Source organism: Actinocorallia aurea (assembly GCF_054783995.1).
In genome coordinates this window covers 1-12,664 of the sequence record NZ_BAAGPQ010000017.1, presented here as the reverse complement: position 1 = coordinate 12,664, position 12,664 = coordinate 1, and the positions used below count along the sequence as shown (strand labels likewise).

Annotated in this window: 11 protein-coding genes; 10 read left to right on the top strand and 1 reads right to left on the bottom strand. The window is 73.2% G+C overall.

Annotated elements, in window-relative coordinates:
- Window position 1: 1 nt before the first annotated feature.
- From ACYVOM_RS22510 to ACYVOM_RS22490, 5 genes are all read left to right on the top strand, one after another.
- Window positions 2-1,330 (top strand): amidohydrolase family protein, encoded by a 1,329-nt coding sequence (locus ACYVOM_RS22510; protein ID WP_460305435.1) that lies wholly within the window; start codon window positions 2-4, stop codon window positions 1,328-1,330.
- A complete protein-coding gene (locus ACYVOM_RS22505) occupies window positions 1,327-2,124 on the top strand; it encodes a DeoR/GlpR family DNA-binding transcription regulator (RefSeq protein WP_460305434.1) in 798 nt (265 codons plus the stop codon). Before ACYVOM_RS22510 ends, ACYVOM_RS22505 begins: the two co-directional genes overlap by 4 nt.
- Window positions 2,121-2,921 carry a BtpA/SgcQ family protein gene (locus ACYVOM_RS22500; RefSeq protein ID WP_460305433.1) on the top strand — a complete coding sequence of 267 codons (801 nt, stop codon included), beginning with the start codon at window positions 2,121-2,123 and terminating at the stop codon, window positions 2,919-2,921. The genes ACYVOM_RS22505 and ACYVOM_RS22500 overlap by 4 nt, the downstream gene beginning before the upstream one ends.
- A complete protein-coding gene (locus ACYVOM_RS22495; protein ID WP_460305432.1) occupies window positions 2,918-4,381 on the top strand; it encodes an FGGY family carbohydrate kinase in 1,464 nt (487 codons plus the stop codon). Before ACYVOM_RS22500 ends, ACYVOM_RS22495 begins: the two co-directional genes overlap by 4 nt.
- 109 nt (window positions 4,382-4,490) lie before the next feature.
- Window positions 4,491-5,579, top strand: a complete 1,089-nt coding sequence (locus ACYVOM_RS22490) for a hypothetical protein (RefSeq protein ID WP_460305431.1) — start codon at window positions 4,491-4,493, stop codon at window positions 5,577-5,579.
- Window positions 5,580-5,627: 48 nt separating this feature from the next.
- Here the strand turns inward: ACYVOM_RS22490 and ACYVOM_RS22485 are convergent, their stop codons facing one another.
- Complete coding sequence (locus ACYVOM_RS22485; protein ID WP_460305430.1) at window positions 5,628-6,359, bottom strand: hypothetical protein; 732 nt, start codon at window positions 6,357-6,359, stop codon at window positions 5,628-5,630.
- 243 nt (window positions 6,360-6,602) lie between these two features.
- Between ACYVOM_RS22485 and ACYVOM_RS22480 the strand changes: the two genes are divergently transcribed.
- The 5 genes from ACYVOM_RS22480 to ACYVOM_RS22460 all read left to right on the top strand — a co-directional run.
- Window positions 6,603-8,111 carry an AMP-binding protein gene (locus ACYVOM_RS22480; RefSeq protein ID WP_460305429.1) on the top strand — a complete coding sequence of 503 codons (1,509 nt, stop codon included), beginning with the start codon at window positions 6,603-6,605 and terminating at the stop codon, window positions 8,109-8,111.
- Window positions 8,112-8,248: 137 nt separating this feature from the next.
- On the top strand, window positions 8,249-9,223 hold the full coding sequence (locus ACYVOM_RS22475) for an isopenicillin N synthase family dioxygenase (RefSeq protein ID WP_460305428.1): 975 nt from the start codon (window positions 8,249-8,251) through the stop codon (window positions 9,221-9,223).
- On the top strand, window positions 9,220-9,873 hold the full coding sequence (locus tag ACYVOM_RS22470; RefSeq protein ID WP_460305427.1) for a helix-turn-helix domain-containing protein: 654 nt from the start codon (window positions 9,220-9,222) through the stop codon (window positions 9,871-9,873). Before ACYVOM_RS22475 ends, ACYVOM_RS22470 begins: the two co-directional genes overlap by 4 nt.
- A 558-nt stretch (window positions 9,874-10,431) precedes the next feature.
- Window positions 10,432-11,061, top strand: coding sequence for a hypothetical protein (locus tag ACYVOM_RS22465; protein WP_460305426.1), 630 nt, complete (start codon window positions 10,432-10,434; stop codon window positions 11,059-11,061).
- Window positions 11,062-11,253: 192 nt separating this feature from the next.
- The coding region (locus ACYVOM_RS22460; protein ID WP_460305425.1) for an AfsR/SARP family transcriptional regulator at window positions 11,254-12,664 on the top strand (1,411 nt) is incomplete at its 3' end.

Here is a 12,664-nt window from a genome sequence, read left to right as displayed (position 1 = left end):
CATGACCGAAGTGATCGTCGCCGACCACGCCTTCGTCAACGACGGCCAAGGCACCGTCCTGTCTCCCGGCATCGTCGAGGTCGCCGAAGGCCGGATCGTCTCGGTGGGCACCGGCCCCCGCCCGAGCGGCCCGGACGTCACCGACCTCGGGGCGCGGCTCCTCATGCCCGGCCTGGTCAACGCGCACGCGCACACCCCGATGTCGCTGATGCGCGGAACCGCCGAAGGCCACTCGCTGCTCACGATGGAAGGCTTCCTCAAGGTCCTGCGCAGCCGCGAGGAGCACCTCACGCCCGACCTGGTGCCCGCCTCCGTCGCCGTCTCGTGCGGCGACATGATCCGGCACGGCACCACCGCCTTCGCCGACCAGTACTTCTACGCCGACGAGATCGCGCCGACCGTCGAGGCGTCCGGCCTCCGCGCGAAGATCGGTTGGGGCATCGTCGAACTCGGCGACGACACGGCCCGCGCCCGCGAACTCGACGCCGCGACGCGCTTCGCCGAGAGCCTCCCGGTCGGCGGAAGGGTCGCCGCCTGGGTCGGCCCGCACGCCTACTTCGTCGACAACACCCCTGAGGCGATGGCCGCCGAACTGGCGCTCGCCCGTCGTCTGGGCGCGGGCCTGCACGTCCACTTCTCGACGACGGGCGAGGAGGACGCGTGGTGCGCCGAGCATTACGGAAGGCCCGCTCTGGAGGTCCTGCGCGACCTCGGGATGCTGGACGTCCCGACGATCCTCGCGCACTGCACCACGGTGCCCGTCGAGCAGCTCCCGCTCCTGGCCGGGACGCGGGCCGCCATGGCCGTCATCCCGAGCGTCGCGATGATGAGCGGGGTGCCCGCCGCGCCCGTCCGCGAGGCCCTCGACCTCGGCGTCACCGTCGCGCTCGGCTCCGACAACGTCTGCAACAACACCAACACCGACCTCTTCGAGGAGATGCGGACCCTCGGCAGGCTCGCCGCCTTCACCTCGCGGGTCCCCAACGCGGTGACGCCGCGCGAGATCCTGCACATCGCGACCGTCGGCGGGCACCGGGCCCTGGCGGGCGGACCCGACGACGGCCGGATCGTCCCCGGAGCCGTCGCCGACCTCATCGCGATCCCCGTCGCGGAGGTCCCGCGCGGGCCCGTCGGCGCGCAGAGCCTGGAGGCCGCGCTCGTCTACGGCGCCTCCGGCGCGTCCGTCACGCACTCGATGGCCGACGGGCAGTGGATCATGACCGACCGCGAGGTCCGTACTTTGGATCTTCCCCGGGCCCTCCAGCGGCAGCAGGCCGACTACGAGATCCTCTCGTCCAGGATGCAGGCCCGGACGAGGGAGATCACATGAACGCGCGGGACCGCCGCGAACTCATCGCACAGCAGGTGATCCGCACCGGCGAGGTCCAGTTCAGCGTCCTCGCCGAGGAATTCGGCGTGTCCGAGATGACCGTGCGGCGCGACATCGACACCCTGGAGCGCCAAGGCGTCGTGCGGAGGGTCTCCGGCGGGGCGATCTCCGCCGCGGCCAGCGCGTTCGAACCCTCCTACGGGGTGCGCGCCGACCTCGCCGTCGTCGGCAAGGACCACATCGCGACCGCCATCGCCGGGCTGCTGCGCCCCGGCGAGACCGTCGTGCTCGACAGCGGCAGCACCGTCGCCCGCGTCGCGCACGCCATCCGGGGCCGCGGCCTCGGGCTCACCGTCATCACCCCCAGCCTGCCCGTCGCGACCACCCTCGCCGACGAGCCCGGCACCCACGTGATCCTCACCGGCGGCACCGTCCGGCCGGGCGAGCTCAGCCTCGTCGGGCACGACGCCGAGCGGGCCTTCGAGCGCTTCAACTGCGACACCTTCGTCATCGGGGTCGCCGGAGTCGACGCCGACAAGGGGCTCACCGAGTACCACCCGGGCGAGGCGAGCGTGAAGCGGGCCGCGCTGGCGGCCTCCGCGCGGCTGCTGGTCGGCGCGGACGCGGCCAAGCTCGGCAGGGTCCACCTCGTCAACATCGCCCCCATCACCGCGGTCGGCGTCCTCGTGACCGACGCCCCGCAGGACCATCCGACGGTCGAGGCGGCGCGTGCCGCCGGGGCGGAGGTCGTCCTGGCCTCCCCGTCGGGATATGAACAGGAGAAAGCGCAATGAACCGGTTCGAAGCGATCTTCACCTCGGGTGCCAAGCCCCTGATCGCGATGGCGCACCTCCCCGCCCTGCCCGGCACACCCCTCTACGACGCCGGAGCCGGCATCCAGGGCATCATCGACCAGGTCAAGGCCGATGTCGCGCTGCTCGTCGACGCGGGATTCGACGCCGTCATGTTCTGCAACGAGAACGACCGGCCCTACCAGCTGAAGGCAGGGCCCGAGGCGGCGGCGGTGATGGCTCGGGTCGTCACCGAGTGCCGTCCCGCGACGATCCCGTTCGGCGTCGACTACCTGTGGGACAGCCGGATCGCGCTCGCGACGGCCGTCGCCACCGGCGCCCGGTTCATGCGGGAGGTCGTCACGGGCGTGTGGGAGTCCGACATGGGCCTGTGGAACACCGACGCCGCGCACACCCTGCGCGAGCGCCGCCGCCTCGACCACGACTCCCTCGCGATCCTCATGAACGTGACGCCGGAGTTCGCCTCCCCGATCGGCGGCCGTACCGCCGCGCAGATCGCGCGCTCGACGGTCGTGTCGAGCCTCGCCGACGTGATCCTCGTGTCCGGGCCCATGGCCGGGGCCGAGCCCGCCGCCGAGACGCTGCGGGAAGTGCGCGAGAGCGTGCCCGCCGAGGTGCCCGTCCTGCTCAACACCGGGGCCCGCGCGGACAGCATCGCCGAGATGCTCAAGATCGCCGACGGGTGCGTCGTCGGATCGTCCCTGAAGGTCGACGGGCACACCTGGAACCCGGTCGACCCCGACCGCGCCCGGCGCTTCGTCGAGGCGGCCCGCGCGTGATCGCCCTCGGCCTCGACATCGGCACGACCGGCGTCAAGGGCGTCGCCCTCGACGCCGAGCGGGGGATCGTGGCCGAGGCGTCCCGCCGCAACGCGCTGGTCTCGCACCGGCCCGGATGGGCGGAGGCCGACCCGGGGGAGTGGGCGGCGAACGTCGCGGAGATCCTCGCCGAACTCGCCGCGCGGATCGACGTCACGCGCGTCGTCGGCATCGCGACGACCGGGATGGTGCCCGCGGTGGTCTGCCTGGACTCCTCCGGCAGGCCGCTGCGCAACGCGATCCTCCAGAACGACGCGCGGGCCGTCGCGGAGGTGGCCGCGGTGCGGGAGGCGCTGCGCGACGACGACGTGCTCCGGCACACGGGGTCGCCGGTGACCCAGCAGTCCGTGGCCCCGACCGCGCTCTGGCTCCGGGAGCACGAGCCCGAGGTGTGGGCGCGGACGGCCACGGTCCTCGGGTCCTATGACTCCGTCCTCGTCGGGCTGGGGGCGCGCCCGCACGTCGAGCTGAACTGGGCCATCGAGTCAGGTCTGTGCGATCTCGAAGGGAAGCCGTTCGCTCCGGCGATCGCCGCGGGCGGCGTCGGCGACCGGCTCCCCGAGGTCGTCCCGGGCGGCACCGTCGTGGGCGAACTGAGCCCGGCCGCCGCCTCGGGCACCGGCCTGCCGCCCGGCGTCCCCCTCGTCGCGGGCGGGGCCGACCACGTCCTGTCGGCCTACGGCGCGGGCCTCACCTCGGCCGGTGACTGGCTCGTCAAACTCGGCGGCGCCGGCGACATCCTCGCCGTCAGCACCGCCCCCGTCACCGACGACCGCTTCTACCTCGACCGGCACCCCATCGACGGGCTGTGGCTCCCCAATGGCTGCATGGCCACCAGCGGCAGCCTCGTCCGCTGGGTCCAGTCCCTCGTCGGCGAGACCGACCTCGCCTCCCTCGACGCGGAGGCGAGCCGCCGTGCCCCCGCCTCCGTCCTCTGCCTCCCCTACTTCCTGGGCGAGAAGACGCCGCTCAACGACCCCCTTCTGCGCGGCGTCTTCGCCGGCCTCCACCTGGGCCACGACCGCCACGACCTCCACCGCGCCGCCCTCGAAGGCGTCGCCTTCGGCTTCCGCCACAACGCCGACACCCTGCGCGCGGCCGGCGTCCCGCTCACCTCCGCCAGCGTCACCAACGGCGGTGCCACCTCCCTGCTCTGGAAGCAGATCCACGCCAACGTCCTCCAGACCCCGCTGCGCACCTTGCGCAAACACCCCGGCGCCTCCCTGGGCGCCGCCGTCGCCGCCGCGGTCGGGACCGGCGCCCTGCCCGCCTGGTCCTCCATCGACCACTTCGTCACCCCCGGCCTCACCATCGACCCGGACCCCGCCCTGACCACCGTCTACGACGAGGCCTACCGCCTCTGGCGGGAACTCGGCGACGCCACCGCCTCCACCATGCGCACCCTCTCCCGCACCGCCTGACCGCTCCCGACCCGAGACGAGGGTGTCGAGTACTCCGATCGACGGGCCTGGAATGATCATTTATGAGAAGGTGCCCGATATGCGGTCAGTGACGGTGGTTAGGGGTGTGATGGCGGTCGGGTGCGTCGCGCTGCTGCTGGGGGTGGAGGGCTTGCCCGCGGCGGCGGCGCGGGACCCGCTGAAGCCGGTGTGGCTGAGCCCGCTCAAGGCGGACAACTCGTTCGACGCGATCGTGGCGCCGGACAAGAAGCACGTCTGGGCGTTCGGACAGGTGGGCGCGGGGGTGAACGACAAACCGCTCATCTATCGCAAGAGCGGGGCGAAGTGGGTGCGGGCCGCGCTTCCGGCAGGGCTGCGCGGCGGGGTGGACGCGGCGAGCGCGTCGTCGGCGAAGAACGTCTGGGCGGTGGGGAGCGACACCTCCGCGAAGAAGCCGACCTACCTGCTGCGCTGGAACGGCGAACGCTGGAAGGTCGTCCGCAGGTGGGACGCGCACGTCGTCTACGAGATCGTCGCGACGCCCGGGGGAGGGGCCTGGGCCTTCGACACCATGAAACCCCGTGCGCTGCGCTTCGACGGGAAGCGGTGGCGCCAGGTCAAGACGCCGGTCACCATCCGGTCCGCGACGGTCCACGGCAAGACACTCTGGGCATGGGGCGACGACAAGGACGGGCAGTCCAAGGTGGTGCGGTTCGACGGCACCCGATGGACGACCGTCGACCCGGGCTCGCTGCTTCCGCCGCAGACCGAGAAGGACTCCTTCACCTTCTACAAGACCCTGGCGGTCGTGGCCGGGGAGGTCTGGCTGACGGCCGGGCACTACACGGACCTGGAGGACCCGGAGGCTCCGGTGCAGGCCTTCCTCCTGCGTTACGCGGACGGTGCCTGGCATCGAGAGGCCCCCGGCCTCGATGTCGGCCTGGAACTCCACGAAGCCGTCCCCGACGGGAAGGGGGGCCTCTGGTTCCTGGGGCTTGAGGACATCCCGGCTGCGGACGGAATCTCCAGAGACGCCTTCCACCTGGTCCACCGCGCCAGGTCGGGCCGCTGGACCAGGCGCTACCTCGGCCGCAACTTCCGCGGCACCCCCGGCCTCTCCGACTTCGCCCTGATCCCGGGCACCAAGCAGCTCATCGGTGTGGGCCACATCGAGCCTCCGAGCACCACCTACACTTCGGCCGTCTACCGGCTGAACTGACTGTGCGCTCCGGCGGGGCCGCCGGGCCTCCGCTCCGCGCCGTGAGCTTCATGCGCCGCGCAGGGGAAGGCCGGGGGCTCCCTCGATGGGCTCGTAGGCGAACAGGAGATCCCAGCGGCCCTCGTCGGCGGCTTCCCCGTCGGCCAGGACGACCCCGTGGCCCCCTGCGGCGGTGACGAGCACCCACTGGTTCGGCGTCAGCCCGTGCGGGCCGAGGAGCGCGACGGTGTCCAGCGCCCGGCACAGCGCCATGGCGACGGCGAGCTCCCCGGCCCCTCCGGTGAGCTCCGCGAACTCGCGGCCGGCGTCGAAGACGAGGCCCGCGGAACCCGCGTCGGCCGTGATGAGGACGGCGGGGCGTTCCGGGTCGTCGGGCGCGAACTCGCCGTCGACGAGGACGCCGATCCGCTCCGGGCGCACCGGGAAGCACGCGGCGACGGCCGCGCGAACGGCGGACGGGTCGGCGGATCCAGGCAGATAGCACCAATGACCGTCAGGCGGGTCCGCACCGAACAGCACGAGGTCTCGGAGATCGGGCGGCGTGTCCGGGGAGAGCACTGACCCCTTCAGCAGCCTGCGGAACTCGACCCCGTCCCCGGCGGCCGGGAACACCCGCTCGGCCACCATCTCCTGCGCCAGGCACTCCACGGCCCACGTCGGCTCCCCGGCCCGCAGCGCCCGCGTCAGATCGTCGAAGACCTCGCCCCGGACGAGCGGCCCGTACACCGCCACCAGCCGCGCGGCCGCCGCCTGCCGATCCGCTCCGGGCGGTTTCGTCATCGCGGTCTCCTCACTGGACGCAGATCCCCACCATGCCGCACGATCGCGCGGCCTGGAGCCGGCCGGGCCGGGAACCGTGGTCCTGCGGATTCGCGCCGTCCGCTGCGGGGTGTCGGATGTCCACAGCGGTCCGCACGCCCGGTGTTCTCCATGTGTCAGAATGTGGTCATCGGTGGGTTGGGTTGCGGGGTGTTCCGGTCGCGGGGATGCTCCGGAAGAGGTGGGCGGGATCTAGGGGGAGCGATGTTCGTGCCGTTCGGGGTGGCGGATTTCCTTGCGCGGGGGGAAACGGTCTATGGGGAGAGGGTCGGGGTCGTCGACGAGCCGGGGGATGGGTCGCTCGGTGCGGTGACGTACGGGCGGTTCGGGGAGTTGGCGCGCAGGCAGGCGGCGTTCCTCGACGTGCTGGGGGTGGGGGTCGGCGAGCGGGTCGCGGTGGTGAGTCCGAACAGCGGTCGCCTGCTCACGTCGTTCTTCGGGGTGTCGGGGTTCGGGCGGGTGCTGGTGCCGGTGAACTTCCGGCTGAAGGCCGACGAGGTGCGGTACATCGTCGAGCATTCCGGGGCACGGGTGCTCTACGTCGACCCCGAGCTGGACGAGGCGCTCCGGGACGTCTCGGCCGAGCACCGCTTCGTGCTGGGCGACGACGACAGCCTCTTCGCGCCAGAAGGGTCGGTGCCGCGGGCCTGGGCCGGCGAGGAGAACGCGACGGCGACCATCAACTACACGTCCGGCACGACCGCGCGGCCCAAGGGCGTCCGGCTCACGCACCGCAACCTCTGGGTGAACGCCGTGACGCTGGCGCTGCACGCGGGCGTCACCGACCGGGACGTCTACCTGCACACCCTCCCGCAGTTCCACGCGAACGGCTGGGGCATGCCGTACGCGATGACGGGCCTGGGCGTGCCGCAGGTGGTGCTCCGGAAGGTCGACGGCACGGAGATCCTGCGCCACGTCGCCGAGCACGGCGTGACTCTCATGTGCGCCGCCCCCGCGGTCGTGGCCGCAGTGCTGGAGGCGGCGCGGACGTGGGAGGGCGAGATCCCCGGCCGCGACAGGGTCCGGATCATCGTGGCGGGCGCGCCGCCGCCGACGAGGACGGTGCAGCGCGTGCAGGAGGAGCTCGGCTGGGAGTTCGTCCAGATCTACGGGCTCACCGAGACGTCGCCGCTGCTCACCGTCAACCGGGCCCGCGCCGAATGGGACGGCCTGCCACCCGAGGAGCGGGCCGCGAAGCTGGTGCGGGCGGGCGCGCCCGCGCTCGGCGTCCGGCTGGAGGCCGACTCCGGCGAGGTGCTGGCCCGTTCGAACGTCGTGATGGACGGCTACTGGGCGCAGCCGGAGGCGAGCGAGGCGGCCCTGACCGACGGCTGGTTCCACACCGGCGACGGCGGCGTGATCGGCGACGACGGATACCTCACCATCACCGACCGCAAGAAGGACGTCATCATCACCGGCGGCGAGAACGTCTCGTCGATCGAGGTCGAGGACGTCCTGTTCTCCCATCCGGCGGTCGCCGAGGTGGCCGTCATCGGTGTTCCGGACGAGAAGTGGGGCGAGACAGTGAAGGCGCTCGTCGTGCTCGTGCCCGGCGCGTCGGCGACGGAGGCCGAGCTGATCGCCTGGTGCAAGGAGCGGGCGGCCGGCTACAAGGCACCCACGTCCATCGAGTTCCGCGACGCGCTGGCCCGCACCGCCACCGGAAAACTCCAGAAGTTCAAGCTCCGCGCGCCCTATTGGCCGGACGTGTGAGAACGGGCGGTTTCGCCGGGGTTTCATAGCTGTTGCTTATGAATATAACCCTTGCTTCTGGCTGCCCGGGTGGCTGTAATGAAGGAGCCGCAGGTCAACCGCCGTCGCCGCGACGGTGCAGAACGAAGGGCTCCGCCGTGCCGACACCCGACATCCCGCTCATCGACATCGCCCTCTGGCGCACCGGCGACGCCGCCGCGCGCGCGACGCTCGCCGCCCGGCTGGACCAGGCGATGCGGGACTCCGGCTTCTTCCTCGTGTCCGGCCACGGCATCGACCCCGCGCTGCTCGCCGGACTGCGCGCCGAGGCCAAGAAGTTCTTCTCCCTGCCCGTCGCGGCCAAGGACGCCTACCGCACGCACGTCGGCGGACGCGGCTGGCTCGCGAAGGGCGCCGAAGCCAACTCCTTCTACGGCGAGGAGGCCGACCCCGAGAAGGCCGACCTCAAGGAGAGCCTGAGCCTTGGCCGCGACCACAGCACCGGCGACCCCGGGATCGACGCTGCCTGGTTCGCCCCGAACCGCTGGCCGGACGAGGTGCCCGCGCTCCGGGCGCTCGGCGAACGCTGGATGGCCGAGGCCCGCGAGCTCTACTACGACCTCCTCGCGATGCTCGCGACCGCACTCGGCCTGCCCGAACGCCACTTCCTCGACCGCGCGCTGAACTCACCGCACACCTTCAACATCAACCGCTACCCCGCCCTGACCGAGACCGGACGCGCCCTCGACGGGCAGTACCGCGTCGCCCCGCACACCGACTGGGGCATGCTGACGATCCTCGACCGCCAGCCCGGCTACGGCGGACTCCAGGTCCAGACCCCGTCCGGCGAGTGGGCGGACGCCCCTTACGTCGAAGGCGCCTTCACCGTCAACATCGCCGACCTCCTCGCCCGCTGGACCGGCGACCGCTGGCGCTCCACCCGCCACAGGGTCCTCCCGCCGAGCCCCGACGCCCCGGCCGAGGAGCTCATCAGCGTCATCATGTTCATGGAGGCCGACATGGACCAGGTCGTCGCCCCGTTCGCCCCGCCGATCGGCGGCGGCGTGGACTACGCGCCGGTCGTCGCCGCCGAGTGGTTCACCGAGCGCGCGTCGGCGGCCGCGGTCTCGTGACGGCCCTCGGACCCGACGCCTCCGCGGCCGCGCCGAACCCGGCGCGGCCCCCGGCGTCCGACGCGCACATCGCCGAGTCGATCGGCAGGCGGGTGCGGGAGATGCGCGAGCGCGCGGGGCTCTCGGTGACGGGCCTTGCCGCAGCGTGCGGCGTCAGCCAGCCGTACGTGAGCCAGATCGAGAAGGGCGCCGCGTCCCCGTCACTCGCGACGGTCTACCGGCTGGCACAGGCCCTCGGCGCCCGCCCCGGCGACCTCCTGCCGCCCCTGTCCGACGAGGGCGCCGTGACGGTCGTCCGCGCCGACGAGGGGGAACTCCTCCCCATCGGCGACCACCCCGACACCGGCCACGGCCGCACCCTCCTGTCGCACCACCGGCTCCCGCTCACGGTCTTCGAGTACATCCTCGAACCCCACCAGCACGCCGGCGACTGGTTCACCGCCCCGGGCGTCTCCGCCATCTACGTCATCTCCGGCACCCTGCAGGTCGAGGTCGCCGCCCACGGCAGCCACACCCTCGGCCCCCGGGACTTCATCGCCCTGACCGACGTCACCGACCGCTGGAAGCCCCTCGGCCCCACCCCCGTCCACCTGCTCCTCTCCCACACCGCCCCACCAGGCACCCCCACCCCACCCCGCCACCCCTCCTAACCCCCACAACCCCCGGCCCACCTCCCCAAGCCGCTGCGCCCGGCGACCCTCCGTCGCCTGCGGCGCGACTGCCGCGGCGATGGCCCACGCCCCGAGGTCGGCGCACTTCGGAGGTGCGGTTCGGTGGCCTTCTGACGCGCGTGGCGCGATGGCCCGTTCCCCCGAGGTCAGCGCCCTTCGCAGGGGTGGTCCGGTGGCCTTGTGAGGCGTGCGGCGTGATGGGCCGCGTTCCGAGGTCGGCGCACCTCGGAGGTGCGGTCCGGCGACCGTCTGACCTGTGCGACAGGACGGGTCGCGCGGGGCGGCGTGTCCACGGCTCAGAGCCGTGGGCTCGTCGGGCGGCATCGTGCCGTCCGTGACCGGGCGGCTCCGAAGCGCGGGCCGTGCGTGCGGCCCTGAGGCGGGAGCCCCTGGCGGTGTGTTCGGTGAGCGTTCCGGCTGTCGGGGGAGGGGTGGCGGGTCGGCCTGGGGCGTGCTTTAAGTGTTCGCCAAGTGGGTCGCCGCACTGTGGGGGTGTTCGGGCGGGGAGGCCGCTCGGGGAGTGGAGGGGAAACGGCAATGGGCACTGTGGAGATCCCGGCGGGGCGGGGGCTGGGCGCCGGGCTGGTGGGCGCCGGGGGAGTGCTGTTCGCGGTCGGGAACGTGCTGCACCCGCTGGAGCACAACGCGGCGGCGCACGCGGCGGCCACCTGGGAGGCGGCGCATCTGGTGTTCGCGCTCGGCGGGCTGCTCATCGCCGCGGGACTGCCGCTGGTCCTGGCCGTCGGCGGGGTCGTGAAGCCGTCGCGGATCGTCACCACGGGCGGGGTGCTGTTCGCGCTCGCGTTCGCGGCGCTCGGGCCGGGCGCGTGGTTCGAGGCGTTCGTCGCGCCGCTGCCCGGAGACGTCGCGACCGGCCTGGAGAAGGGTACGGGCGGCACCGTCAACGCGGCGGCGGGGAGCGTGTGGATCCTCGCGATGCTGATTCTGGGCGGCGGCCTCGCCCGCAGCGGGGTCCGCGGATCGGTGCGCCTCGCGGGCGCCGGCCTCATCCTGACGACCGTCGTGATGATCGGCGGTCCCGCCTTCCCGGTGAAGGAAGGGCTCTGGATCATCCCGGCGACCGTGGTCGCCGGAGCGTCCTTGGTGCTCCTCGCACTGGCGGCGGTCCGCCGACCCGACCGTGCGGCTGTGCCCGTCCGCGCCTGACGTTGGGCGCGGCACGTGCCGATGGTCCCGCGGCCGAAGCGGGTGGGGGTCCCCGCCCGCTTCCGGCGGTGTCCGGGGGGCGGCGCAGGCCGGGATCGTCCAGAAACGTGACATCCCGATGGATTCCGCTGCCGGTTCGCGCGAAAGTAGACTCGCGGGCCGGTGGCGTCGCCGTCGGAGGAGGCACGGGGCGTGGACTTGAGGGTGCTGGGCCCCGTCGAGGTGTGGCGGGACGGCGCGGCGATCGACGTCGGCAGCCCGAAGCAGCGGACCGTGCTCGCCCTGCTCGCCGCCGCCGCGCCACGCCCGGTCTCGGTGGACCGGCTCATCGAGGAGGTCTGGGACGGGGCCCCGCCGCCGCGCCCGCTCGGCTCGCTCCAGGTGTACGTGTCGAACCTGCGCCGCGCGTTGGAGCCCGCCCGGAGGCCGGGTGCTCCCGCCACCGTCCTGGTGACGGCCCCGCCCGGGTACGCCCTGCGGGTGGACGAGCTCCTCGACCGGGTCCGGTTCGAGCGGGCCGCGGCCCGCGGCCACGAGCTGCTCGCCGCCGGCGCGAACGCGGAGGCCCGCGGCGCCCTCACCGAGGCGCTGGACATGTGGCGCGGTGACCCGTACGCCGACGTCACCGTCTCCGGCCTGGCCCCGGAGACCGAACGCCTCCTGCGCCTGCGCATGCTCGCCGCCGAGGATCTGTGGGCCGCGGAACTGGCCCTGGGCCGCCACCGCGCCGCTGCCCCCGCCCTGCGCCGCCTCGCCCTGGAGCACCCGCTCCGCGAACGCCTCTGGGAACTCCTTGCCCTCGCCCTCTACCGCTCCGGCCACCAGGCCGAGGCCCTGAGCGCCCTCGGCGAGGTCCGGCGCCGCCTGGCCGACGACCTGGGCATCGACCCCGGCCCGTCCCTCCGCACCCTAGAAACCGACATCCTTCGCCAATCGCCCCACTTGAACCCGCCCCGCGATCCCTCACCCGCCCCGGTGCGCGCCGCCGCCCCGCACCCGAGTCCGCCGCCTGCCTTTGCCCCGGGACCGTTCGGAGACCCGTCGCCCGAGCCCGCCGACCTCCTCGTCGGCCGCGCCGACGCCCTGGCCGCCCTTACCGCGGCAGCAGCCGCCGCCTCGGCCGGCCACGGAAGACTCGTGCTCATCTCCGGCGAACCCGGCATCGGCAAGACCCGCCTCCTCCGCGAATTCCTCCACCCCGCCCCCGGCGAAGCCGCCCTCCCCGCACCCGCCGTCCCCTCCCTCGCCACCCCCGGCCAAGCGACGAGCCATCGAGCTGCATCCGGACACGACGCGACCGCTCCTCGGTCGGGCGGCGGTGCTGCGGGCGGACACGACACGGCTGAGCTTCGCGCGGGCGGTGTCGCGGGCGGGCATGATGCGGCTGAGCTTCGGTCGGGTGGCGGTGCTGTGGGCGGGCATGATGCGCTTGAGCTTCGTGCGGGTGCCGGAGGTGTGGGCAGGCACGATGCGGCCGGGCTTCGGTTGGGTGGCGGTGCGGCAGGTGGGCAGGATGCGGCTGGGCTTCATGCGGGTGGCGAAGGTACGGGTAGGGACGATGCGGCTGGGCTTTGGGCGGGTGGGCGCGGGGTGGGTCGGTGGG

Excerpts from the sequence above, each read along its gene's own strand:
- ACYVOM_RS22510 (WP_460305435.1), top strand. The coding sequence starts at position 2 with ATGACCGAAGTGATCGTCGCCGACCACGCCTTCGTCAACGACGGCCAA.
- ACYVOM_RS22505 (WP_460305434.1), top strand. The coding sequence starts at position 1,327 with ATGAACGCGCGGGACCGCCGCGAACTCATCGCACAGCAGGTGATCCGC.
- ACYVOM_RS22500 (WP_460305433.1), top strand. The coding sequence starts at position 2,121 with ATGAACCGGTTCGAAGCGATCTTCACCTCGGGTGCCAAGCCCCTGATC.
- ACYVOM_RS22490 (WP_460305431.1), top strand. The coding sequence starts at position 4,491 with ATGGCGGTCGGGTGCGTCGCGCTGCTGCTGGGGGTGGAGGGCTTGCCC.
- ACYVOM_RS22485 (WP_460305430.1), bottom strand. The coding sequence starts at position 6,359 with ATGACGAAACCGCCCGGAGCGGATCGGCAGGCGGCGGCCGCGCGGCTG.
- ACYVOM_RS22480 (WP_460305429.1), top strand. The coding sequence starts at position 6,603 with ATGTTCGTGCCGTTCGGGGTGGCGGATTTCCTTGCGCGGGGGGAAACG.
- ACYVOM_RS22465 (WP_460305426.1), top strand. The coding sequence starts at position 10,432 with ATGGGCACTGTGGAGATCCCGGCGGGGCGGGGGCTGGGCGCCGGGCTG.